This is a genomic window from Pseudomonas sp. WC2, from assembly GCF_050586545.1.
In the GTDB taxonomy this organism is placed as follows: domain Bacteria; phylum Pseudomonadota; class Gammaproteobacteria; order Pseudomonadales; family Pseudomonadaceae; genus Aquipseudomonas.
This window is the reverse complement of sequence record NZ_JBOBDR010000031.1, coordinates 1-24,554: the sequence shown is the minus strand read 5'-3', so window position 1 is coordinate 24,554 and position 24,554 is coordinate 1. Positions and strand designations below refer to the sequence as shown.

Below are 24,554 nucleotides of genomic sequence, written 5' to 3'. Positions count from 1 at the left end.
AGTGAATCCAGCGAAGATCCGTCAGTCGTTCGTCAGTTTCCCGGTACGAAACGGCACCCGCCCCGCCACTTTCGCCTGCCAGATCCCAGGCTCGGTGTAACGCCCGCGATCAATCGCAAACAACACGCCACTGGTGCCTGCGCTGACGGTGGTCAGCCGATCCTGCAATGGATCGACCACCTCGAACAGCGCATCACCCTTCTCCACCCACTCGCCGGCATTGCGCAGGAAACTCACCACGCCATGGTGCGGGGCGAACAGGTATTCGGTGCCTTCGAACGGCAGGCCTTCGCAGCATTCGCTCGGTGCCGCTGGCCATTCGCCGCTGATGAAACCCTGTTCGGCAAGGAAGCCGAGAATCGCTTCGCAATTGGCCTGAGCCTGATCGACGCGGGTGTCGCCCATGCTGCCCAGTTCCAGCGTGGTCGCCAGGTTGGCGGCAGGAATCGCGGCATGAGGAAAGGCTTTGGCCAGGCGCAGCCACGGCGTCGAGCAGGACTCATCGAACGAGCTGCCGCCGGAGTCTTCACACAGCAAAGCCACGCCGGCCTTCAAACGCGCCGCCAGCGATTGCCACTGCGGCCAATGTTGCGGCAACGCATAAAGGTGAATCGCCGCCTCGAAATCGCAATGCAGATCCAGAGTGATATCGGCATCACAGGCATGGCGCAGCAGCAAACGGTGCAGCCCCTCCAGTTGTGAGGCCGGGGCTGGCAGTTGATCGAACACTTGGGCCATGGTCTGACGGATCAGTGCCACGTTGGCCTCGGCATCGGCACCCAACTGTTCACCGATCAACGCCGCGACCGGCGCGCTCAATTCTACAAACGCACGGTTGAAATTCTTGCCGCTGCCCAGCTCAAAGCGGCCCATGTGCGCGCCTTGTACATGCTGATCGAGGCCGATCGGGTTGGCCACCGGTACCAGTTCAATCACGCCTTGCAAACGGCCTTGCGCCTCGAGTTCGTTGAGGCGCAGTTTGAGTTCCCACGCGGTGCGCATGCCCGGCAGTTCATCGGCGTGCAGGCTGGCCTGGATGTACACCTTGCGGGTGCCGGCGCCGTAGCGAAAGACGCTGAGGGAGCGCTCGCTGCCCAAGTGGCTCCAGGGCAGAATGTGGTCGATGCGTTGCATGGAAAATCTCCTCAATATCTGGATCACAAAGATCCCCTGTAGGAGTGAGCCTGCTCGCGATAGCGGTTTACCATTCAACATAATCGTTGTCTGACAAACCGCTATCGCGAGCAGGCTCACTCCTACAAAAGTCTCATCACAATTAGTGCGCAAAAAAAGTGGCCACCGCGCAAACGGGGCCACTTTTTGCTACGGCGTATTAATGGCCGTACACATCAAAGTCGAAGTACTTGTCCTGGACTTTCTTGTACTCGCCATTCGCGCGGATTTCGGTGATGGCTTTGTTGAACTGCTCGGCCAGCGCGGTATCGCCCTTGCGCACGGCAATGCCGGCGCCGCCGCCGAAGTACTTGGCGTCTTCGTAGGTCGGACCGACGAACTCGAAGCCTTTGCCGGCGTCGGTTTTCAGGAAACCGTCGCTGAGGTTGACCGAGTCGGCCAGCATCGCGTCAAGACGACCAGAGACGATGTCGAGGTTGGCTTCCTGTTGCGAGCCGTAACGCACCAGGTCGATCCCGGCCGGTACCAGCACTTCAGTGGCATAACGGTCATGGGTGCTGGCGCGCAGCACACCGACTTTCTTGCCTTTGAGTTCGGTCAGCGGATCTTTGACACCGGAACCTTCCTTCATCACGAAGCGCGCCGGGGTGTGGTAATACTTGATGGTGAAATCGACGTTCTTCTTGCGGTCGTCAGTGATGGTCATCGACGACAGGATCGCGTCGATTTTCTTCACTTTCAGTGCCGGGATCAGGCCATCGAACTCTTGCTCGACCCAGGTACATTTGACTTTCATCTGCGCGCACAGCGCATCGCCGATGTCCACGTCGAAACCGGTGAGTTTGCCGTCAGGGGTTTTCATCGAGAATGGCGGGTAACCGGCTTCGATACCGATGCGTATCGGCTTGGCGTCTTCGGCCACAGCGGTCAGGGACAACATCGACAGTGCCAGGGCACCGAACATCACTAGCTTCTTCATTTATAACTCCTGTGTGCGGAGGCTTTTATTGGCAGCTTTCGATTCAGCGTTCGGTCATGGCCAATTGGCTGCAAACACCGAAGTGGCCGGCAGTCTATGGCGGCGCGCACAGGGTAAATTGTGTTTAAGCGACAAATACTTATGAAAAATCGGCGCCACCGTTGACCGAGGTCAACAGGTGCGCCGTCGTGGTGCAAAGGCTGTAGGACACGCTGCCTTTTCGCTCAGAAAATCGGCGAAAAGACTGTCAGCACGCGCATCCAATAGGCGCGTGGGCGACTTGCGGCACGCTCAACTGAAATCCTTCATCCAACCAGCCAGTGACCCCGCCAATCATCTCTTTGACCGGGTAATCCAGCGCCGCCAGCTTCACCGCCGCTTTGTTCGCGCCGTTGCAATGCGGGCCTGCGCAATAGACCACGAACAGTGTGCCCTGCGGGTAACTCGCCAGACTGTCGAGCGTCAGCAATCGCGTTGGAATATTGATCGCGCCCGGCACATGCCCGCGTTCGTAAGCCAACGGCCCGCGCACATCGATCAAGACAAAATCGATTTCGCCAGCCTCATGGCTGCTGTAGACGTCGGAACAATCGGTTTCGAAAGTCAGACGGTTACTGAAATGCATGAGGGCGATGGCCGAGGGGGCTGCCGGAATGTTGCGAACCAGGCTAGGCATGCGGTGTTGCTCCTGTGTCTCGTTGGGGATGAACAGACTTTATCGAGACCGCGCAAATCGCTACAGTGGCGCACAAGACACTCACCGGGAATTTTCCGCCAAATGCCGACTTCACCAGGTCTGGTCGCGATTCTGGCCTACGACGGCCTCTGCACCTTCGAGTTCGGCATCGCCGTGGAGATCTTCGGCCTCGCCCGGCCGGAGTTCGATTTCCCGTGGTACACGCACGCGATTGCGGCGGTCGATCAGGGGCCGATGCGCGCCATGGGCGGGATTCAAATTCTCGCCGATGGTGGTCTGGAATTGCTGACCGAGGCGCGCACGATCATCATTCCCGGCTGGCGCGACCGGCTGGCGCCGGTGCCGACGGAGTTGATCGACGCCCTGCGCCAGGCCCACGCCCGGGGCGCGCGGCTGTTGTCGATCTGCTCGGGGGTCTTTGTGCTGGCCGCCAGCGGTTTGCTCGACGGCCATGGCGCAACCACGCATTGGCGCTACACCACGGAACTGGCGCAGCGCTTTCCGGCAATCGAGGTCGACCCGGATGTGCTTTACGTCGATTCGGGGCAATTGATCACCTCAGCGGGCAGCGCGGCAGGCATTGATGCGTGCCTGCATCTGGTGGCGCGGGACTTTGGCACTCAGGTGGCCAATTCGGTCGCGCGGCGCCTGGTGATGTCGCCACAACGCACGGGCGGTCAGGCGCAGTTCATTCCGACGCCGGTCAGCCCGACGCCACGCAACGATCTGTCGCGGGTCATGCAATGGGCCCGTGAACGGCTGCATGAACCGCTGGAAGTGCGCGATCTGGCCAGCGAAGCGGCAATGAGCGAGCGGACGTTTTTGCGGCGTTTCAGCGAAGCCAGCGGGCAGTCGCCCAAGGCCTGGCTGCAACATGAACGGCTGGCGCGGGCGCGTGAATTGCTGGAGAGCACGCCGGGCACTACCGAGCAAATTGCCGAGCGCTGTGGGTATCGCTCGGTGGAGAGTTTTCGCGTGGCGTTTCGCGGTGTGGTGGGAGTGCCGCCCTCGGTGTATCGGGAGCGGTTTGGGCGTGGGGCCAAGGCTGTTTAATGCGGTGGCTGCAAGACCGCTTTCGCGAGCAGGCTCGCTCCCACCTTTGGTGCGTTCCCCTGTGGGAGCGAGCCTGCTCGCGAAGAGGCCCGCACAGTCACAAAAAATCTAAGGCTTACGCAGTAGATAAGTATCCATAATCCACCCATGTTCAGCCCGCGCAGCCTTGCGCACCCGTTCGATCTCATCCGCCACATCGCCCAGCTTGCCACTGATCAAAATCTCATCCGCCGTGCCCAGATAAGCGCCCCAATAAATCTGCGTCTCGGGATCGCCTACTTGGTGATAGGCGTCTTCGGCATCCAGCATCACCACCAGACTGTCGGCATCACTCACCTGCCCTGCCGCCAAGCGCCGCCCCGTAGTGATTTCAACCGAGCGGCCAATGCTGTTCAGCGGCACCTTATGTTGCGCGGCTAACGCCTGGACACTGGTGATCCCCGGAATCACCTCAAACTCGAACGCACAGCGACCCGAGTCGAGAATCGCCCGCAGAATCCGAACCGTGCTGTCATACAACGCCGGATCGCCCCACACCAGAAAAGCGCCACACTGGCCGTCAGACAATTCGTCATTGATCAGCCGTTCGAAGGTCTGTTGCTTGGCGCGATTCAGGTCATCGACGCTGGCCGCGTAGTCGACGTCGCCGCGTTCGCGCTCCGGACTGTGGGCTTCGGCGAAGCGATAGCCGGGAGCGGTGATGTAGCGTTCACAGATCTCGCGGCGCAGATCGATCAGTTTGTCCTTGCGCCGACCTTTATCCATCAGGAAAAACACATCAACGCGGTTCAGCGCCTTGACCGCCTGCATCGTGATGTAGTCCGGATTACCGGCACCGATGCCAATCACCAGTAACTGTTTCATCAGACAGCACCCTCAAGTCCCAGACCCGGCAAGCGTAGTCGCCAGACGCCGTTGAAGCGTAACTCGAGAGTCGACAACGGCTCGACATCGATGGCATTGAACGCTGCGCCCTGAACCACATGCATCAACGCCGCGCGGATCACGAACGGATGAGTCACTGCAACGACGTCGCCCGGCATAGCCTGCAACGCCTGCAGCCATGCACCCACCCGCGCGCACAGCTGCTCAACGGACTCGCCATCCGGAGGCGCAACCCGCGAATCGCCGAGCCATGCTTGCAGCGCCTCGCCCTCTTCTCGCTGTAATTCCTTGATCGACTTGCCGTGCCAGCGTCCCCAGTCGCAATCGCGCAATGCCTCATCGACTTGAGCATTGGCGCTGAACCATGCAGCGGTCTCTCGGGTGCGCAATTCGGGGGCGCAGAGCACGCGCACTTCAGAGCCGAAGCGAGTGCCGAACGCGTCGGACGCCGGGGCTGAATCTTCAACAGGCTCATTCGTAGGAAAACGCGCCAATTTTTGTGCGACGGTTCGCGCGTGGCAAATCAGAGTCAAACGGGTGGTTTGCACGAGGAAATCACTCTTTGGAGAGTCTTGAGAACAGCGGCTTAAGGCCACCTTGCGAGCAATTGTGCCGTAAACCGTAGGCTTGAGGGCGTTCGGGCATCGCCGCAACTCAGGCTGAGCGCGGGGGAAATCGGCAATGTCTGACACGAGCATGGGCAACGGACTACAACGCTGATCGGCTTCTGTGTAGCCCTTGTTACACGGGCGTCTCGCCCTAAATTGGCGCGTCGTAAACAACCCGAAAAATTAACTAGACATGTAGCATCAGTTACATAAATACTGTTTTAACGGATTGTGAAGCGAATTCAACACCCCATCCAGCAGGAGCCCGGATGCCCCCTCTCAGAGACCTGATCACCGATCCCGGCCTGGATCTTACGCCGTCGGAGCGCAAAGTCGTTCGCGCCTTGCTTGATCAGTATCCGCGCAACGGCCTCGGCCCCATGGCGCGGCTGGCCGAACACGCCGGGGTCAGTGACCCGACCATCGTGCGGCTGGTGAAGAAACTCGGTTTCGGCGGCTATGCCGAATTCCAGGACGCCCTGCTCAGCGACATGGACCATCGCCTGCGCTCCCCGCGCACGCTGTTGCAACCGCGCGCGCATCAGAATAAGGACGACGCCTGGGGCCATTATCTGGGCGAGAGTCATCGTTTGCTGGTGGAAACCCAATCGCTCACCCAGCCCGAGGACGTGCGCATCCTCACCGACTGGCTGCTCGACACCCGCCATCAGGTGTACTGCTTCGGTGGACGCTTCAGCAGCCTGATGGCCAGCTACCTGCTCAATCACCTGCGCCTGTTGCGTCCCGGCTGTTTTGCCCTGGAAGACAACGCGCTGCTGCCCGATCGCTTGTTCGATCTGCAACGTCAGGACGTCGTGCTGGTGTTCGACTATCGCCGCTACCAGACCCAGGCTTTGCGCGTGGCCAGCGCGGCTAAAAGCAAAAACGCGCGAGTGGTGCTGTTTACCGACATCTACGCCTCGCCCCTGCGTGAACTGGCCGACCTGATCATCAGCGCTCCGGTGGAATCGGCCTCCGCGTTCGACACCATGGTGCCGGCGCTGGCTCAGGTCGAGGCGCTGATTGCCTGCCTGACCCTGCGTGGCCCGGATCTGGCGGATCGCCTGGAAGGCATCGACGCCCTGCGCAACGACTTCGCCACTCACCTGCTGGAGGATAAATAAGGATGTTCAGCCTTCCCCACCGCTCACCGCGGGACTTGCCGTTTGTCACTGACCACACCGCACTGTTGCTGGTGGACATGCAGCGGGCCTGGCTCGAACCGCAGTTCGACCCGCACCTGAGCGGGCCTGACGCCGAGTATTTCCTCCATCGCGCCCGCACGCAGGTGGTCCCGAATCAACAACGTCTGCTGAGTGCCTTTCGCGACGCGCGGCAGAATGTGCTGCACACGATTATCGAAAGCCTGACCGCCGATGGCCGCGACCGCTCCCTCGATCACAAACTGTCGGACATGCACCTGCCCAAGGGCAGCCCGCAGGCCCAAGTGATTGCTGAACTGACCCCGGCAGAAAATGAAATCGTCCTGCCGAAGACTTCCTCCGGCGTGTTCAATTCGACCAAGATCGACTACGTGCTGCGCAACCTTGAAACCCGCCACTTGATCATCGCTGGCATCGTTACCGACCAGTGCGTCGACATGGCGGTGCGCGACGCCGCCGATCGCGGCTATCTGGTCACGCTCGTCGCAGACGCCTGCGCCACCTACACCACCGAACGCCATCACGCCTGCCTGAACGCCATCAAGGGTTACTGCTGGATCACCGACACCGACACCGTGCTCGGCCGCTTGCAGGAGATGCAGCCATGAGCGCCCGCCTGACGCCGCTGTCGATGACCACGCTGGTCACCACTGACCTGATCGGCATCACCCGTGGCCGCTCGTTTCCCACCGATGAACTGGAACACTATCAAGCCGCCGGTTGCGGCTGGGTGCCGGCCAACAGTGCGCTGACGCCGCAAGACGTCATCGCCTCGACTAATCCGTGGGGCGCTTACGGTGATCTGCGCCTGATCCCGGATCTGAGCAGCCGCGTCACCGTCAGCAATGGCCCGGACGCCAATGCGCCCGCGCTGGATTTCATCCACGGTGACATCCGCGAGACCGACGGCCGCCCGTGGAGCGCCTGCCCGCGTACGTTGTTGCGTGATGAGATCGAGCGCTATCGCGACGACCTGGGTTTGCAGGTCAACGCCGCGTTCGAACACGAATTCAATCTGCACGCCGGTTTCGCCGAGCACTTGGCGTTCTCCCTCGAAGCTCAACGTCAGGGCGCCGAATTCGGTGGCTGGCTGCTCAGCGCCTTACGCGCTGGCGGCGTCGAGCCGGAGATGTTTCTCCCCGAATACGGCAAGCACCAATACGAAATCACCTGCCGCCCGACGCTGGGTGTTGCGGCGGCGGATCGCGCGGTGAATGTGCGCGAGATCACCCGCGAAATCGCCCGGCAAATGGGCCTGGATCTGAGTTTCGCCCCGAAGACTGCGGCGGACGCGGTGTGCAACGGCGTGCACCTGCACGTCAGCCTGCTCGATCTCGCTGGCCAGCCAATGCTGTATGACGCCGGCACCAGCAATGGTCTGTCGACGCTCGGCCAGCACTGGGCGGCGGGCATCCTGCATTACTTGCCGGCGCTGTGTGCGTTTACCGCGCCGACGCCGGTGTCGTACCAGCGCTTGCAGCCGCATCACTGGAGCGCCTCCTACGCCTGCCTGGGCCAGCAGAACCGTGAAGCGGCGCTGCGCATCTGCCCGACCGTGACGTTGGGCGGCAAATCCGTGGCCCACCAGTTCAACCTCGAATTCCGCGCCATGGACGCCACCGCTTCACCGCATCTGGCCATGGCCGCGCTGTTGATTGCCGGACGTCTGGGCATCGAACAACGTCTGGCGCTGAACGCGATCACCGATGAAATTCCCGATTCACTCAACGACGAGCAACGCAAGGCCCGGGGCATCGTCGCCCTGCCCGTCTCGCTGAGCCAGGCACTGGATTGCCTGCGCGACAGTGCAGCCTTGATCGAATGGCTGCCTAAGCCGTTGCTCGACACCTATTACGCCCTTAAAACCGAGGAACTGGCGCTGACGGAACAGCTCTCGCCCGCTGACTTGTGTGAGCACTATGCACGCCTGTACTGAATCCGCCGAGCTGGGGCTGTACACCCGACCGGTCTACGACCTGAGCCGCGCCGACTCGACGCATCCGTTGATTCTGGTCTGTGAACACGCCAGCCGCTACATCCCCGAGGCCCTGAACAATCTGGGCCTGGATGAGGCCGCCGCGCGTGAGCACATCGCCTGGGACATCGGCGCAGTGCAATTGGCCGAACAATTGTCGGAACAGCTCGGCGCCACCTTGCTGAGCGCCAATTACTCGCGCCTGCTGATCGATCTGAACCGGCCCCGGCATGCGCCGGACAGCATCCCGGCGCAGAGCGAGATTTATCAGATTCCCGGCAACCGCGAACTGGATGAAGCGACGCGCGAATACCGCCGACAGACGCTGTTCAAACCGTTTCACGCACGCCTGCAGACCTTGATCGACGAGCGCATCGCTCAGGGCCAACCAGTGCGGGTGGTGGGGATCCACAGTTTCACCCCGGTGTATTACGGCCAGCCGCGACCACTGGAAATCGGCGTGCTGTTCGGTCAGGCGAAAGACTACGCGCAACGTCTGCTCGACGGCCTCGCTGAACATCCAGTGAAAGTGGCTGGAAATCAGCCGTACAGGATCGACCCGCTGGGCGACATGACCGTGCCCGTGCACGGCGATGCCCGTGGCCTGGACGCGGTGCTGATCGAGGTGCGCAATGACTTGTTGCGCAGCCCTGAAGACGTTTCGCGCTGGGCCGACTACCTCGCGCCATTGCTGTAACGAAGACCGCTGACACTGCAAAACGATGGACCGATATAACAACTAAAACGACCGATTGGCTGACAAGGAGTTGCGCTTCATGGAAATTGAAGAATTCGGCTACAAGCAGGAGTTGAAACGGAGCCTGACCCTCACCGACCTGGTGGTGTACGGGATGATCTTCATGATCCCCATCGCCCCGTTTGGGGTGTATGGCTACGTTAACGCCGAGGCACCGGGGATGGTGCCGCTGGCGTACATCATTGGCATGGTGGCAATGCTGTTCACCGCGTTGAGCTACGGCAGCATGGCCAAGGCTTTTCCGATTGCCGGCTCGGTGTATTCCTACGCGCAACGCGGCCTCAATCAACACGTCGGCTTCATTGCCGGTTGGCTGATGTTGCTCGATTACCTGCTGATTCCGCCGCTGCTCTACGTATACGCGGCGATGGCGCTCAACCATTTGTACCCGGACATTCCCAAGGTCGGCTTCATTCTGGCGTTCCTGGTCAGCGCGACTTTCGTCAACCTGCGCGGCATCACTTTTACCGCGCGGATGAACATCATTTTCCTGCTCGCGCAGTTGGTCGTCCTAGGGATTTTCCTGTTCTACGCCTGGACCGCACTGCACAGCGGTGGTGGCAATGGCGAGCTGACTCTGGCGCCGCTGTACAACGCGGAAACGTTTGACTTCGCCCTGCTGATGCAAGCGGTGTCGATTGCCGTGCTGTCGTTCCTCGGCTTCGATGCGATCTCGACACTTGCCGAAGAAATCAAAGGTGATCCGGGCAAGAGCGTAGGCAAAGCCGCGTTGATCACACTGGTGGTGATGGGCGTGATTTTCGTCGCGCAAACCTGGATCGCTACTGATCTGGCGGCGGGCATGGGCTTCAAGTCCGCCGACACGGCGTTCTATGAAATCGCCGAAATCGCCGCCGGCAGCTGGCTGGCCACCGTCACCGCCGTCGCTACTGCGCTGGCCTGGGGCGTGGCCGTGGCAATCACTTCGCAAGCGGCAGTTTCGCGCCTGCTGTTCGGCATGGCCCGCGACGGAAAGCTGCCGAAGGTGCTGGCCAAGGTCCACCCGAAACACAACACGCCGTACCTGAGCATTTATCTGGTCGCCGTGCTGTCGCTGGTGATCTGCTACCTGTTCATCAACTCGGTCGACACCCTGACCTCACTGGTCAATTTCGGCGCCCTCAGCGGTTTCATGCTGCTGCACCTGACGGTGATCAACTACTACTGGCGTCGGCAAAAGTCCGGTCAGGTCGTACGCCATCTGATCTGCCCGGTGATCGGCTTCATCATCGTCGCGGCGATCATGTACAACATGGGCGTCGATGCACAGAAACTCGGCCTGATCTGGATCGCGCTCGGTCTGGTGTACCTGTTCTTCCTCAACAAGCTCGGCGCCAGTACCGCGTTGCCTGACCCGAGCAACGGCTGACAAGAAAAAGAGCGGCGTCTGACAACAAATCAGGCGACCGCCGATTTAACGCGTGGAAACCGACAGTGATAGTCAGGTTCGGCCAAGGCGCCGAACCCTTTGATACAGGAGTGCATCCATGCTGGTCTTACGCCCAGTTGAGCCAACCGACCTGCCGCAATTGCTACAGCTGGCCCGCGACAGCCTGGTCGGCGTGACGTCGCTGCCGGATGACGGCGAACGTCTGCAGGCAAAAATCACCGCCTCTGTCGCCTCGTTCGACAGCGTGGCCGCGGCGCACGGCCCGGAGAACTACTTCTTCGTGCTCGAAGACCTCGACAGCCAGCGCTTGGTCGGTTGCTCGGAGATCCTCGCCACCGCCGGTTTCGACGAGCCGTTCTACAGCCTGCGCAACCGCCACTTCACCAGTGCCTCGCGCGAACTCAACATCGAACACGGCGTGCCGGCGTTGTCGCTGTGCCATGACCTCAGCGGCCACACGCTGCTGCGTGGTTTCCACATCGATGCGGCGCTGGTGGGAAGCGCGTTTGCCGAATTGCTGTCGCGCGCGCGGCTGTTGTTCATTGCCGCCCATGCGCCACGCTTCGCCGAAGCGGTGATCACCGAGATCGTCGGCTACAGCGACGAAAATGGCCATTCACCATTCTGGGATGCGCTGGGCAAGCATTTCTTCGACCTGCCGTATGCCGAAGCCGAGCGGTTGTGCGGGTTGCAGAGCCGCGGTTTTCTCGCCGAACTGATGCCGCAATACCCGATTTACGTGCCGATGCTGCCGCTGGCCGCGCAGGAATGCATCGGGCGCATTCATCCCGACGGTCAGGAGGCTTTCGACATCCTTGAGCGTGAAGGCTTTGAAACCAACAGCTACATCGACCTCTTCGACGCTGGCCCGACCTTGTACGCACGCACGGCGAACATTCGTTCGATCGCGCGCAGCCAGACCGTCGACATCCGCGAACAGGCGTTGATTGATAGCCGTGGTCGCTACCTGTTGAGCAATGACCGGTTACATGGCTATCGCGCCATCGTCGCCGAACTGGATTACCAACCCGATCAACCGCTGTCCCTCACCCCTGCAATGTGTGCGGCGCTGAACGTGACCGATGGCAGCCCGATCCGGCTGATTGCGTTATGAACCGCCCTCGGTTCTGCCCCCCACGACAGTGCCCGAACAGGCGCGCAGAAGGAGTTACAGCATGATTGTCCGTCCGGTCAAAGTCAGCGACCTGCCCGCCCTGATGACGCTGGTGCAACAGGCCGGCCCGGGGTTCACCACCCTCCCGGCCAACGAAGATCGTCTGGCCCATCGAGTGCGCTGGGCGCAACGGGCATTCGCCGAGCAGGTCGAGCGCGCCGATGCCGACTACCTGTTCGTGCTCGAAGACGACGACATGCGCGTGGTCGGTATCAGTGCGTTGTCCGGCGCGGTGGGCCTGCGTGAACCCTGGTACAACTATCGCGTCGGGCTGACCGTGAGTTCGGCGCCAGACTTGGGCATTCAGCGGCAGATTCCGACGCTGTTCCTCAACAATGAACTGACCGGCCAATCGGAACTGTGCTCGCTGTTTCTTGGCCATGATCATCGCCATGGCAGCAACGGTCGTCTGCTGTCGCTGGGGCGTTTGCTGTTCGTCGCAGAATTCCCTCATCTGTTTGGCGAGAAAATGATCGCCGAACTGCGCGGCAGTGCCGATGAACAAGGCTGCTCGCCGTTCTGGGACAGCCTGGGTCGACACTTCTTCCAGATGGATTTCAGCCATGCCGATCACTTGTCGGGGCTGGGCAATAAATCCTTCATCGCCGAACTGATGCCGCGTCAACCGCTGTACACCTGCCTGCTCACCGAGCAGGCGCAAGCGGCGATTGGTCAGGCGCACCCAAATACCGAACCAGCGCTGAAAATTCTTCAGGCCGAAGGCTTTGCCCACAAGGGCTACATCGACATTTTCGACGGCGGCCCGGTGATCGAAGCCCCCGTGCGCAATATCCGCACCGTGCGCGAAAGCCTTGAGCTGACCTTGAGCCTTGGCAATCCGGACGAACAGGCGCCGCTGTGGCTGATCCACAATCGTCGCCTGGAGAATTGCCGCATCACCGTCGCCCGCGCTCGACGGGTCGGCAGCAGCCTGGCGATCGACCGCTCAACCGCACAGCGTCTGCAATTGCAGCCGGGCAACTCGGTGCGGGCGGTGATGTTGCCGAATCAACAGCAGCAGGCCGTCGCGGCCTGACGCGCAATCCGCTTCAGATGAACCCTTTCAGCGGATTGCGCGTCACGGCGTAAATTCGTCATGATCCTTGACCCATTCGCGTGATAGCCTTTTCATTCTTCGGCGTTGACACATTTGCTCAAGCCGTTCCATTCCTTTGTATTGGTGGAACTCGTATGACCAGGCTTTCTCATCAAGATTTGCGCCGTAATTTCCGTCAGCTGCTGGCTTCCGACACCTGTTACCACACCGCTTCGGTGTTCGACCCGATGTCCGCCCGCATTGCCGCTGACCTGGGCTTTGAAGTGGGGATTCTCGGTGGTTCGGTGGCGTCGTTGCAGGTGCTGGGTGCACCGGACTTTGCCCTGATCACCCTCAGCGAGTTCGCCGAACAGGCCACCCGCATCGGCCGCGTCGCCCAGTTGCCGGTGATCGCCGACGCCGACCACGGCTACGGCAACGCCCTCAACGTGATGCGCACCATCGTCGAACTGGAACGCGCCGGCGTCGCCGCTCTGACCATCGAAGACACCTTGCTGCCAGCGCAATTCGGGCGTAAATCCACTGACCTGATCACCGTCGCCGAAGGCGTCGGCAAGATCCGTGCAGCGCTCGAAGCCCGTGTCGACACGGAAATGGCCATCATTGCCCGCACCAACGCCGGCATTCTGCCGAATCAGGAAATCATCAGCCGCACCCGCCAATATCAAGCCGCCGGTGCAGATGGCATTTGCATGGTGGGGATTCAAGACTTCGATCAACTCGAGCAAATCGCCGAACACCTGACCGTGCCATTGATGCTGGTGACCTACGGCAACCCGGCGCTGCGCGACGATAAACGTCTGGCCGAACTCGGCGTGCGTGTGACCATCGATGGCCATGGCGCCTACTTTGCCGCGATCAAAGCCACCTACGACAGCCTGCGCGAACAGCGGCAGATCTTCACCCAGGCCTCCGACCTGAGCGCGACGGAATTGACGCACACCTATACCCAGCCGGAGGAATACATCCTTTGGGCCAAGGAATACATGAGCGTCAAGGAGTGATCGATTGACCGGGTGCATGATCGTTCCCACGCTCTGCGTGGGAACGATCACAACCCCGCGATTACTTGGCTGACAACTCCATCATCATCCGCGACAACAGATAAATTCGCGGCGCCACGCTCGCCACTTCGGCGTATTCCTCCGGCGTGTGAATATTACCGCCAACAATCCCGAAACCATCCAGCGTCGGCGTCCCGACCCCGGCAGACAGGCTGGCATCCGCCGCGCCACCGCTGCCCTCCTCGGTCAACTTGCGGCCAATCTCGCCATAAATCCCTTGGGCCATGGCCATCAAGCGATCCGACTCGGCCGTCTGCGGCATCGGTGGCAGTCCGCGCTGCAACGTGGTCTTCACTTCGGTTTCAGGAATCAGCTTGTCTTGGGAAACCCGCGCCAGATCTTTCTCGATCCGGTCGAACTCTTCCGGCACTGCCGCGCGTACGTCAGCCTTGGCCATGGCTTGGTCGGGAATCACGTTGGTGCGATCACCGGCCTTGAGCACGGTGAAGTTGATGGTGGTCTTCTTCGCCTCATCGCCGAGTTTGCCCAGTTGCAGAATCTGGTGCGCCGCTTCCATCGCGGCGTTGCGCCCCAACTCCGGCGCGACGCCGGCGTGGGCGGCTTTGCCCTTGACCTCGACCAGCGCCGTGGCGCTGCCTTTGCGCCACACCACCAAACCGTCGGCCGGACGACCCGGCTCCAGATTGAGGGTCACGTCGTGCAGTTTCGCGGTTTTCTTGATCAGGTCGGTGGCGACGTCCGAGCCGGTTTCTTCGCTGGCGTCGAGCAGGAAGGTGATCTGCGCGTAGTTCTTGAAGTCGAGGTTCTTGAGGATTTTCAGCGCATAAATCCCGGCGACGATGCCGCCCTTGTCGTCCATCACCCCAGGCCCATAAGCGCGGCCGTCTTTGATGTGGAAGGGCCGCTCGGCGGCGGAGCCTTCCTTGAACACCGTGTCCATGTGCGCCATCAGGAGGATTTTCGCCTTGCCGGTGCCTTTGAACGTGGCCAACACATGGTTGGATTTTTCCGGTGTGTTCGGCACCAGCTCAATGGTCGCGCCGAGTTTTTTCAGTTCATCGATCGCGATGTCGCTGACTTGCTTGAGGCCCGGTTCATAACCGGAGCCGGAGTCGATATTGACCAGACGCTCCAGCAGTTTCAGGGCTTCGGGCTGGTATTGCTCGGCATCGGCGAGCACTTGCTTGTGCGGTTCGGCAAAGGCGCTGGAGGCTGCAAGGGTCAGAGACAGGCCGAGGCTGGCGGCCAACAGGGAGCGGGAAAATGAGAACGTCATGAAGCGATCCTTGTTTCGCGTCGGGGGGGATTAAACCGTACCCGACATCGACGCAGGGCTCTACACCGAATGCGACACTGATCAATCTGATCAACCCAAAACCCTGTGGGTTCTGGATGGGGGGCTCAAACCGAATCGAGCAACTCGCGCCGTGGCTTGTCGCAATTGCAGATCACCCGGTTGCGCCCGCCCGCCTTCGCTTCATACAGCGCCTGATCGGCGTCGTTGAGCCAGCGAGTCGCATCGACATGGGACGGATCCCACGCTGCCAGACCAATGCTCAAGGTGACTTTCAACGCCGGGTTTTGCTCGTAACCCAGCGTGATAAAGCGCTCGCGCAGTGCTTCCATCGCCTGGGCGGCGTTGAACAGCGGCAGCTCCGGCAGGATCACGCAGAACTCATCACCACCGTAACGTCCGGCAACATCGGTAGCGCGCAGGTTGTGCTTGAGCATTTTGCTCAACTGGCGCAAGACGATATCGCCGGCGACATGGCCGTAGGTGTCGTTGATTGCCTTGAAATGATCGATGTCGATCAAGGCAATCGCCGCGCCCTGCTTCTGCCGTTTGCAACGTTGAAAAGCGATCTCCAGTTGATCCTTCCACGCGCCGTGATTGAGCAGACCGGTGAGGCTGTCAGTGCGGCTCAAGGCCAGCAATTCGCGTTTGTGCCGGCCAAGGGTGTGCGCCTGACGAAAGCACAGCAAACCCAACGCCAACGGATACAGCATCAACATCGGCAGGCACGCATACAGTTGCAGCGGCGAGGTTTGCGGAATGAACGCGGGGGCGAACACCACCAGACCGACGGCCACCCCGAGAATCTGTGCCGCCAGACCGGCCAGCAGAAAACGTATGCCGCCAATGGCGACATTGTTCATTGCCATCATCGAAATCGTCGTGGCACTGGGCAGCGGATTGAAATGCATGGCGGCGACCCAGAAGCCGCCGAGAAAGGCGTCGATCAATAAGTTACGGTGTTCGGCGTGATACGGCGTGCTGGAGCGCCGCGCCCATTGGAACGCCAGATGCGGCCAGAGCAGGCCATTGAAGATCATCAGCGCCCAGACCCACAGCGGCGGATCGAGCGGAAACATCGCCACGCTCACGCACAACAGCCCCAGGGCCAAACCCAGCGTGCGCGATGTGTAAAGCCTCCTGGCCAATGAAAGTCCCTTTCCTCCCGTGTTTCCCATAGGGGCCTCGATCTCTCGACGGAACGTGCATGCACCGCAGGACGGATGTGGTGGGAGTCTATCAGGGCGACGTTAAATAGCCATCACCGGCCAGCGGGCTGAATGGCGCAACATCAGAGCCGCACGCAGGGCGAATATTTGGCTATACATGAATGTAGGAAAACGGAAAAACAACTATAAGAAGGAGGCCCATGCAGACTTACCGAGTGTTGATCATCGGCAGCGGATTCGGCGGTCAGTGTGCGGCGGTCAACCTGCTCAAGGCCGGGATCGACGATTTCCGCTTGCTGGAGCGAAGGGATTTCTTCGGCGGCACCTGGTGCCAGAACACCTACCCGGGTGCGGCGGTGGACGTGCCGTCGCCGCTGTACTCGCTGTCGTTCGCCTCGTACCGCTGGTCGCAGATGTTCGCCGAACAGGCTGAGCTGCAGCGCTATACCGAAAAAGTGATCGAGCAGTTCGGCCTGCGCGAACGGGTAGAACTGCAAACCAACGTCGAACGCATCGAATGGGATGACGTCGAGAAACGCTGGGCGGTGCATACCGGCAGCAAAGGCACGTTCTATGCGCAGTTCGTGATCAATGCCAGCGGCCCGTTGAGCCAGCCGGTCATCCCACACATCCCCGGCCAGGATCGCTTCCAGGGCCAGAGTTTTCATACAAACAATTGGGATCATAGCTACGACTACAAGGGTAAACGCGTGGCGATCGTCGGCAGTGGCGCCAGCGCCGTGCAAGTGATCCCGGCGATTGCGCCGCAGGTCGAGCAGTTGCATGTGTTTCAACGCACGCCGCATTGGGTGCTGCCCCGCCCGGATCGCAGCTTCGGCCCATTCCAGCGTTGGCTGCTTGGTTTGAAACCGGCCTACAAACTGCTGCGCTGGCTGATCTACTGGCAGTTCGAAACCCGGGTAATCGCGTTCAAATATTCGAAACCGGCGATTCGCATGGTGCAACGTCAGGCCCTGCGCTTGCTTGAGCGTCAAGTGAAGGATCCAGTGATGCGGGCAAAGCTGACACCCGACTTCCTGATCGGCTGCAAACGGGTATTGATGTCCAACACCTATTACCCGGCCTTGACCCGCGCCAACGTGGCGCTGCATACCCGTGAGCAAGGCGTCGCGTCGCTCGATGAACGCGGGATCAACACCACAGATGGTCAGCACATCGATGTCGATCTGATCATTTGGTCTACGGGTTACGACGCCACCGACGGGGTCATTTCCTACCCGGTCAGCGGAAAAAACGCCGTGCAACTCAGAGATGTCTGGGAACAATACCCGCGTGCCTACCTCGGCACCAGCCTGCCGGACTTTCCCAACCTGTTTATCGTCACTGGCCCCAACACCGGAATTGGCCACACTTCAGCGCTGTTCATCATCGAATCGCAGATGAACTACATCCTCGACTGCATTCGCACCGTTCACGCCCAAGGCCTGCGCAGCATCGAAGTGCGCCCCGAGGCGGAACGTACCTACACTGCAATGATCCACCGAGAGATGGAGCGCACGGTGTGGAAGTCCGGCGGGTGTCACAGTTGGTATCAAAGCAAGAGCGGTCATGTGATCGCGATGTTTCCCGGCTTCAGTTTCAGCTATTACCGATTGACCCGGGCGCTGAAGCCCGCCGACCACATTTTGTCCTGAACACGTAAAAGGAAGACGTCGATGCTTTTGCTGTTTGTCGCCCTAGCGGTTTTCGTGGCCTGGAGCTGGTTGAGTTATCCGGCGGTCGGCCATTGGCTGTATGACCTGAGCATGGCCATTGAGGCCAAGTTGTACAAACTGCACAAGATCGAGGTACCGATCGCTGAAATGACGGTGTCGACCTGGCAAGGCGGGCCCTACGAGGCCTCGAGCGCGATTCTGATGCTGCACGGCTACAGCGCCGAAAAGAACCTGTGGCTGCGTTTCGCCCGGCATTTTGTCCGCCAGTATCGAGTGATCATTCCGGATCTGGCCGGCCACGGTGAAACCGGCTTCAAGGCCGGCGGCGGCTATGACATTGCGGTGCAGGCCAAACGCATGATTCAGTTGCTCGACGTCTGCGGCGTGGAGAAAGTCCATGTCATCGGCAACTCCATGGGCGGCTACATCGCCGCGTGGCTGGCGGCGACCTATCCCGAGCGCATTGCCTCGGTGGCGTTGATCGATCCGGCCGGCGTAACCGCGCCCGAAGTCAGCGACATGGAGCGGCATCTTGCCCGAGGGCACAACCCGTTTCTGATCAATTCCCGCGAGGAGTTTCGCCAGTTCTACGCGATGACCATGGAGTCGCCGCCGTGGGTGCCCAATCTGGTGCTGGACGCCATCGCGCAACGCTACGAGCGGCAACGCGATGAACTGGAAGAGATCTTCCGCGACTTCCGCGCCAGTCCACCGATGGAACCGAAACTGCCGGACATCAAATGCCCGGGGCTGTTGCTTTGGGGGCGCAAGGATCGCTTGATCGACGTCAGCAGCGTGCCGGTCTGGAGCAAAGGCATCGCCAATTTGCGGGTCGAGGTCTGGGATCACGTCGGGCACATGCCGATGGTCGAGCAACCTGCCAACACCGCGCGGCTGTACCGGGAGTTTCTGGGAAATCAGCGATGAAACTCGACGGCGCTCTTGATCGTTCCCACGCTCTGCGTGGGAATGCAGCCTGTGACGCTCTGCGTCACTGGACGCAGAGCGTCCCAAGAGGCATTCCCACGCGGGAGCGTGGGAACGATCAACAGGGGGCTTGAGATGAACATCCTCTACGACGAGCGCCTCGATGGCCCATTGCCCGAGGTCAACAAAGCCGAGTTGCTCAAGGCCCTGCAGCACGCCGTGCCTGACCTCGACATTTTGTGGCGCGAGGAAGAACTCAAACCCTACGAGTGCGACGGTCTCTCGGCTTACCGCACCACGCCGATGCTGGTCGCCCTGCCCCGGCGCCTGGAACAGGTGCAAACCCTGCTCAAGCTCTGTCATCAGCAAAACGTGCCGGTGGTAGCACGGGGCGCCGGCACCGGTTTATCCGGCGGCGCTTTGCCGCTGGAGAAAGGCCTGTTGCTGGTCATGGCGCGCTTCAACAACATCCTGCACATCGACCCCGCCGCTCGCACCGCGCGGGTACAACCGGGCGTGCGCAATCTGGCGATTTCCCAGGCTGCGGCGCCGTTCGGGCTGTATTACGCGCCGGATCCCTCTTCGCAGATCGCCTGCTCGATTGGCGGCAACGTCGCGGAAAACGCCGGCGGCGTGCATTGCCTCAAGTACGGCCTCACGGTGCACAATCTGCTGAAAATCGACGTGCTGACCATCGAAGGCGAACGCCTGACGCTGGGCTCCGACGCCCTCGATTCGCCGGGTTTCGACTTGCTCGCATTATTCACCGGCTCCGAAGGTTTGCTGGGGATCATCACCGAAGTCACGGTGAAACTGCTGCCCAAACCGCAAGTGGCGAAAGTCCTGCTGGCCAGTTTTGATTCCGTAGAGAAGGCTGGCCGCGCGGTCGCCGAAATCATCGCGGCGGGGATCATTCCGGGCGGACTGGAGATGATGGACAACCTTGCCATCCGCGCCGCTGAAGACTTCATTCACGCAGGTTACCCGGTCGATGCCGAGGCGATTCTGTTGTGCGAACTCGATGGCGTCGAAGCCGATGTCCACGACGATTGCCAACGCGTGCGCGAAGTCATGAACCAGGCCGGCGCCACCGAAGTGCGCCAGGCCCAGGACGAAGCCGAGCGCGTGCGTTTCTGGGCCGGGCGCAAAAATGCTTTTCCCGCCATCGGCCGTTTGTCCCCCGATTATTACTGCATGGACGGCACCATTCCGCGCCGCGAATTACCCGGCGTCCTGCAAGGCATTGCCCGCCTCGGCGAAGAATATGGCTTGCGCGTGGCCAACGTCTTTCACGCCGGCGACGGCAACATGCACCCGCTGATTCTGTTCGACGCCAACCAAGCCGGCGAGCTGCACCGCGCAGAAGCCCTCGGTGGAAAGATCCTTGAACTGTGCGTGCAGGTCGGCGGTAGCATCACCGGCGAACACGGGGTGGGCCGCGAGAAAATCAATCAGATGTGCGCGCAGTTCAACAGCGATGAACTGACCCTGTTCCACGCGGTAAAAGCCGCGTTCGATCCACAAGGCCTGCTCAACCCCGGCAAGAACATTCCGACCCTGCACCGCTGTGCCGAATTCGGCGCCATGCACATTCATGCCGGGCAACTGCCCTTTCCCGAACTGGAGCGCTTCTGATGGCCGATGTCGATGCCGTCGGTTCCCTGCTCGATCAGGTCAATGCCGCGCGCGCCAATGCCACGCCGCTGAAAATCCAAGGCGGCAACAGCAAGGCGTTTCTCGGCCGCGAAGTCGCCGGTGAAGTGCTCGACACCCGCGCCCATCGCGGCATCGTCCGTTATGAGCCGACCGAATTAGTGGTCAGCGTGCGCGCCGGCACGCCGCTGTCCGAGCTGCTCGCGGCACTGGATGGCGCTGGGCAGATGCTGCCGTGCGAGCCGCCGTCATTCTCTGAAAATGCGACGGTCGGCGGCATGATCGCCACCGGGTTGTCCGGGCCACGGCGGCCATGGTCGGGCTCGGTGCGTGATTTCGTCCTCGGCACGCGAGTGATCACCGGGCTCGGCCAGCACCTGCGTTTCGGCGGCGAAGTGATGAAGAACGTTGCCGGTTATGACCTGTCGCGGCTGATGGCCGGCAGTTTCGGCTGCCTCGGCGTGCTCACCGAAGTGTCGCTGAAAGTCCTGCCGAAACCGCGCCAGTGCCTGAGCATCCGCCTTGATATCGACGGTGTCCGCGCCTTGGCCAAACTCGCCGAATGGGGTCAACAACCGCTGCCGATCAGCGCAGCCTGCCACGATGGCGACAGTCTGTATCTGCGTCTTGAGGGCGGCGAAGGTTCGGTGACGGCGGCGCATCAACGCCTCGGTGGTGAACCTTTGGACTCGCGATTCTGGGCCGACCTGAATGAACAACGTCTGGCATTTTTTGACGAAGGATTGCCGTTGTGGCGACTGTCATTGCCGAATAATCTCGGGCTAGTGGATTTGCCCGGCGCGCAGTTGATCGACTGGGCGGGCGCGCAACGCTGGCTCAAATCCGATGCCGAGAACATCCACGTTCTGGCACATGAACTCGGCGGTCATGCGACCTGCTTCAGCCACGGAGCCAGCGATTCTCCATTCCAGCCATTGGCGCCAACGCTGCTGCGTTACCACCGGCAACTCAAGGCACAACTCGACCCGCAAGGGCTGTTCAACCCCGGTCGGATGTACGCGGAGGTCTAGCCATGCAAACCACCCTCAGCGAGCAATCCCGACTGCTGCCCCGCGCCGCCGAGGCGGAAAAGATTCTGCGCTCCTGCGTGCACTGCGGTTTTTGCAATGCGACGTGCCCGACTTATCAATTGCTCGGCGATGAACTCGATGGCCCGCGCGGGCGTATTTATCTGATCAAGCAAGTACTCGAAGGCGCGCCGACGACGGCGCAAACCCAGTTGCATCTGGATCGTTGCCTGTCGTGCCGCAATTGCGAAACGACCTGCCCGTCCGGCGTCGATTATCACAATCTCCTCGATATTGGCCGCGCAGTGGTCGATGACGCCGTGCCACGCCCTGCCGCGCAACGGTTGTTGCGCGAAGGTTTGCGCGCCCTGGCGCCGAACCCGGGGTTGTTCAAAGGTTTGTTGCGGATGGGCACGACGTTTCGCCCGCTGCTGCCACGGCTGTTCGAAAGCAAATTGCCGCAGCACTTGCCGATTAGCGGGTTGCGCCCTGCCGTTCGGCATGCTCGCCGCGTGTTGTTGCTCGAAGGCTGCGTGCAACCGGGGCTGTCGCCCAATACCAACGATGCGACGGCGCGGGTGCTCGATCGATTGGGGATCAGCGTCACGCCGGTGAGCGAGGCCGGCTGTTGCGGCGCGCTCGACTATCACCTCGACGCCCAGGCCAAGGGGCTCGACCGCGCCCGGCACAACATCGACGCTTGGTGGCCGCATTTGCAAGACGGCGCGGAAGCCATCGTGCAGACCGCCAGTGGTTGCGGCGCGTTTATCAAGGATTACGGGCATCTGCTGGAGGATGATCCGGTTTATGCGGCTAAAGCACGGCTTATCAGCGAGCGGACGATCGATCTGGTGCAAATGCTTGCGCAGGAGCCGCTGGAACAGATCTGCGCCGCCAGTGAACGGCGAATTGCCGTGCATTGCCCGTGCACCCTGCAACACGCGCTGAAACTCGGCGGCGCAGTAGAAGCGGTGCTCACGCGCCTCGGTTTCAACCTCACCGCCGTGCCGGACGGGCATTTGTGCTGCGGCTCGGCGGGGACGTATTCGCTGACGCAACCGGTACTGGCCCGGCAACTGCGCGACAACCGCCTCAATGCGCTGGAAAGCGGTCGCCCAGAATTGATCGTCACCTCCAACGTCGGTTGCCAGAGCCATCTGGCCAGCGCCGGGCGCACGCCGGTCAGGCACTGGATCGAACTGGTGGATCAGTCGTTGGCAGAATGAAGTTCGTAGGATTCTTCGTTTGCCGGCGTGGGCGAAGGCTGCGATCTTTTCGTCTATCCATTCCGTGACCGTGGCAGGAATTTTTTTCATGACCGTGCAGCCGTTTGTCAGCCCCGACCTGATCCGCCAACGCTTCTCCAAAGCGATGTCCGACATGTACCGCGAAGAAGTGCCGCTGTATGGCGCGCTGATGGAACTGGTGGAGCAGACCAACCGCGAGGTGCTGGCAAGTGAACCGGAGATTGCCCGGCAGCTCGACAGCACCGGCGAAATCCAACGGCTGGACATGGAACGCCATGGCGCGATCCGCGTCGGCACTGCCAGCGAACTGGCCACCCTCGCCCGCCTGTTTGCGGTGATGGGCATGCAACCGGTCGGCTATTACGACCTGACTCCGGCAGGCGTGCCGGTGCATTCCACGGCGTTTCGCGCGGTGCATGAAACCGCACTGCAGATCAGCCCGTTTCGCGTGTTCACCTCGTTGTTGCGTCTGGAATTGATTGAGGATCCTGAGCTGCGTGCCTTCGCCGAATCGGTGCTGGCCAAACGCTCGATCTTCACCTCGCAAGCATTACGCCTGATCGCGCAAGCTGAAACCGCAGGCGGACTGAATGAAAGCGAAGCTCGGGAATTCGTCCTAGAGGCATTGGAAACCTTTCGCTGGCACCACAGCGCCACCGTCACCGCCGCGCAATATCAGACGCTGAGCGCTCAACATCGCTTGATCGCCGATGTGGTGGCGTTCAAAGGTCCGCACATCAATCACCTGACCCCACGCACGCTGGACATAGACCGCGTGCAGGCGCAAATGCCGGCCCATGGCATCACCCCCAAAGCCGTCATCGAAGGCCCGCCGCGCCGGCAATGCCCGATCCTGCTGCGTCAGACCAGTTTCAAAGCGCTGGACGAGCCGATCGCCTTCACCGATCAAAGCGACACACGCGGCAGCCACAGCGCACGTTTCGGCGAAATCGAACAACGGGGCGCGGCACTGACGCCCAAGGGTCGTGCGCTGTATGACCGCTTGCTGAATGCGGCGCGGGATGAACTCGCCGAGTTTCCCAACGAAGGCAATGCCGCACGCTACAACGCGCTGATGACCCAACACTTCGGCGAATTCCCTGACAGCGTAGAGGGCATGCGCGAACAAGGGCTGGCGTACTTTCGCTATTTCGCCACGGAAAAAGGCCTGGTTGCGGGTAGCCTGGGTGACGCTTCGCTGGAGGATTTATTGCGCGACGGCTATGTGAAAGCAGAGCCGCTGGTGTACGAAGATTTCCTCCCGGTGAGTGCGGCGGGGATTTTTCAGTCGAACCTTGGCGATGCGGCGCAGGCACATTACGGCGAGCACTCCAATCGGCAGGCGTTCGAGCAGGCGCTGGGGCGCGCGACCATTGATGAGTTGGCGTTATATGCCGAGACGCAGCGGCGTTCGATTGAGGAATGTCTGGCTGCGCTTTCTCGCTAACAGCGACAGTGCGCAAGAAGTTGCGCACTTGCTTTGCAATACGAACGACGAAAACCGCTGAGAGCCACGCTGTGTAAGGCCTGCAGCCAAGTGCGCAAGAAGTTGCGCACTACTGCGCAACTTCTTGCGCACTTTCACCTTCGCCTCCGCGTTTTTTTCGCAGAATGGCTCGCAAAAAACCACCGACACCCCGCCCCACAAGGTCGGCGCATTTGT

At 60.9% G+C, this 24,554-nt stretch carries 22 protein-coding genes; 15 read left to right on the top strand and 7 right to left on the bottom strand.

Annotation, left to right across the window (positions count from 1 at the left end):
* Nucleotides 1-21: 21 nt before the first annotated feature.
* From ACQ4OE_RS26310 to ACQ4OE_RS26300, 3 genes are all read right to left on the bottom strand, one after another.
* On the bottom strand, nt 22-1,134 hold the full coding sequence (locus ACQ4OE_RS26310) for a succinylglutamate desuccinylase/aspartoacylase family protein (protein ID WP_430948418.1): 1,113 nt from the start codon (nt 1,132-1,134) through the stop codon (nt 22-24).
* A gap of 199 nt (nt 1,135-1,333) precedes the next feature.
* On the bottom strand, nt 1,334-2,113 hold the full coding sequence (locus tag ACQ4OE_RS26305) for an ABC transporter substrate-binding protein (protein WP_053119245.1): 780 nt from the start codon (nt 2,111-2,113) through the stop codon (nt 1,334-1,336).
* Nucleotides 2,114-2,360: 247 nt separating this feature from the next.
* Entirely contained in the window at nt 2,361-2,789 is a 429-nt protein-coding gene (locus ACQ4OE_RS26300) for a rhodanese-like domain-containing protein (RefSeq protein ID WP_430948417.1), read from the bottom strand.
* A 102-nt stretch (nt 2,790-2,891) separates the two neighbouring features.
* On the opposite strand from ACQ4OE_RS26300, the gene ftrA reads away from it, so the two are divergent.
* Nucleotides 2,892-3,863 (top strand): transcriptional regulator FtrA, encoded by a 972-nt coding sequence (gene ftrA / locus ACQ4OE_RS26295; RefSeq protein WP_430948416.1) that lies wholly within the window; start codon nt 2,892-2,894, stop codon nt 3,861-3,863.
* Nucleotides 3,864-3,971: 108 nt separating this feature from the next.
* Here ftrA and cobF read toward each other — a convergent pair whose 3' ends face one another.
* Both cobF and ACQ4OE_RS26285 read right to left on the bottom strand, forming a co-directional pair.
* Nucleotides 3,972-4,727: a precorrin-6A synthase (deacetylating) gene (cobF, locus tag ACQ4OE_RS26290; protein WP_430948415.1), complete on the bottom strand. Its 756-nt coding sequence runs from the start codon at nt 4,725-4,727 to the stop codon at nt 3,972-3,974.
* Entirely contained in the window at nt 4,727-5,296 is a 570-nt protein-coding gene (locus ACQ4OE_RS26285) for a histidine phosphatase family protein (protein ID WP_430948414.1), read from the bottom strand. Before ACQ4OE_RS26285 ends, cobF begins: the two co-directional genes overlap by 1 nt.
* 329 nt (nt 5,297-5,625) lie before the next feature.
* Between ACQ4OE_RS26285 and ACQ4OE_RS26280 the strand changes: the two genes are divergently transcribed.
* From ACQ4OE_RS26280 to ACQ4OE_RS26245, 8 genes are all read left to right on the top strand, one after another.
* On the top strand, nt 5,626-6,480 hold the full coding sequence (locus ACQ4OE_RS26280; protein ID WP_122594435.1) for a MurR/RpiR family transcriptional regulator: 855 nt from the start codon (nt 5,626-5,628) through the stop codon (nt 6,478-6,480).
* Between the two features lie 2 nt (nt 6,481-6,482).
* Nucleotides 6,483-7,127 carry an isochorismatase family cysteine hydrolase gene (locus ACQ4OE_RS26275; protein WP_430948413.1) on the top strand — a complete coding sequence of 215 codons (645 nt, stop codon included), beginning with the start codon at nt 6,483-6,485 and terminating at the stop codon, nt 7,125-7,127.
* Entirely contained in the window at nt 7,124-8,455 is a 1,332-nt protein-coding gene (locus ACQ4OE_RS26270) for a glutamine synthetase (protein WP_430948412.1), read from the top strand. The genes ACQ4OE_RS26275 and ACQ4OE_RS26270 overlap by 4 nt, the downstream gene beginning before the upstream one ends.
* On the top strand, nt 8,439-9,191 hold the full coding sequence (locus tag ACQ4OE_RS26265; RefSeq protein ID WP_430948411.1) for an N-formylglutamate amidohydrolase: 753 nt from the start codon (nt 8,439-8,441) through the stop codon (nt 9,189-9,191). The genes ACQ4OE_RS26270 and ACQ4OE_RS26265 overlap by 17 nt, the downstream gene beginning before the upstream one ends.
* 79 nt (nt 9,192-9,270) lie before the next feature.
* Nucleotides 9,271-10,620 (top strand): APC family permease, encoded by a 1,350-nt coding sequence (locus tag ACQ4OE_RS26260; protein WP_430948410.1) that lies wholly within the window; start codon nt 9,271-9,273, stop codon nt 10,618-10,620.
* 118 nt (nt 10,621-10,738) lie between these two features.
* Nucleotides 10,739-11,755, top strand: a complete 1,017-nt coding sequence (locus tag ACQ4OE_RS26255) for an arginine N-succinyltransferase (protein WP_430948409.1) — start codon at nt 10,739-10,741, stop codon at nt 11,753-11,755.
* Between the two features lie 61 nt (nt 11,756-11,816).
* Nucleotides 11,817-12,851, top strand: a complete 1,035-nt coding sequence (gene astA / locus ACQ4OE_RS26250) for an arginine N-succinyltransferase (protein WP_430948408.1) — start codon at nt 11,817-11,819, stop codon at nt 12,849-12,851.
* Nucleotides 12,852-13,006: 155 nt separating this feature from the next.
* Nucleotides 13,007-13,876, top strand: coding sequence for an isocitrate lyase/PEP mutase family protein (locus tag ACQ4OE_RS26245; RefSeq protein ID WP_007919546.1), 870 nt, complete (start codon nt 13,007-13,009; stop codon nt 13,874-13,876).
* A gap of 61 nt (nt 13,877-13,937) precedes the next feature.
* On the opposite strand, the gene ACQ4OE_RS26240 is transcribed toward ACQ4OE_RS26245, so the two are convergent.
* Both ACQ4OE_RS26240 and ACQ4OE_RS26235 read right to left on the bottom strand, forming a co-directional pair.
* Nucleotides 13,938-15,173 carry a M20/M25/M40 family metallo-hydrolase gene (locus ACQ4OE_RS26240; protein WP_430948407.1) on the bottom strand — a complete coding sequence of 412 codons (1,236 nt, stop codon included), beginning with the start codon at nt 15,171-15,173 and terminating at the stop codon, nt 13,938-13,940.
* A 125-nt stretch (nt 15,174-15,298) separates the two neighbouring features.
* Nucleotides 15,299-16,369 carry a diguanylate cyclase gene (locus tag ACQ4OE_RS26235; RefSeq protein ID WP_122594443.1) on the bottom strand — a complete coding sequence of 357 codons (1,071 nt, stop codon included), beginning with the start codon at nt 16,367-16,369 and terminating at the stop codon, nt 15,299-15,301.
* A 191-nt stretch (nt 16,370-16,560) separates the two neighbouring features.
* Between ACQ4OE_RS26235 and ACQ4OE_RS26230 the strand changes: the two genes are divergently transcribed.
* The 6 genes from ACQ4OE_RS26230 (at nt 16,561) to hglS (ending at nt 24,338) form a co-directional block, all read left to right on the top strand.
* Entirely contained in the window at nt 16,561-18,015 is a 1,455-nt protein-coding gene (locus ACQ4OE_RS26230) for a flavin-containing monooxygenase (protein WP_430948406.1), read from the top strand.
* Between the two features lie 21 nt (nt 18,016-18,036).
* The gene (locus ACQ4OE_RS26225) at nt 18,037-18,963 is read left to right on the top strand and encodes an alpha/beta fold hydrolase (protein ID WP_122594445.1); all 927 of its coding nucleotides are present in this window, start codon (nt 18,037-18,039) and stop codon (nt 18,961-18,963) included.
* A gap of 135 nt (nt 18,964-19,098) precedes the next feature.
* Nucleotides 19,099-20,598: a glycolate oxidase subunit GlcD gene (gene glcD / locus ACQ4OE_RS26220; protein WP_430948405.1), complete on the top strand. Its 1,500-nt coding sequence runs from the start codon at nt 19,099-19,101 to the stop codon at nt 20,596-20,598.
* Nucleotides 20,598-21,647, top strand: coding sequence for a glycolate oxidase subunit GlcE (glcE, locus tag ACQ4OE_RS26215; RefSeq protein WP_430948404.1), 1,050 nt, complete (start codon nt 20,598-20,600; stop codon nt 21,645-21,647). The genes glcD and glcE overlap by 1 nt, the downstream gene beginning before the upstream one ends.
* Before the next feature lie 2 nt (nt 21,648-21,649).
* Complete coding sequence (glcF, locus tag ACQ4OE_RS26210; protein WP_430948403.1) at nt 21,650-22,870, top strand: glycolate oxidase subunit GlcF; 1,221 nt, start codon at nt 21,650-21,652, stop codon at nt 22,868-22,870.
* 88 nt (nt 22,871-22,958) lie between these two features.
* Nucleotides 22,959-24,338 (top strand): 2-oxoadipate dioxygenase/decarboxylase HglS, encoded by a 1,380-nt coding sequence (gene hglS / locus ACQ4OE_RS26205; protein ID WP_430948402.1) that lies wholly within the window; start codon nt 22,959-22,961, stop codon nt 24,336-24,338.
* Nucleotides 24,339-24,554: the final 216 nt, after the last annotated feature.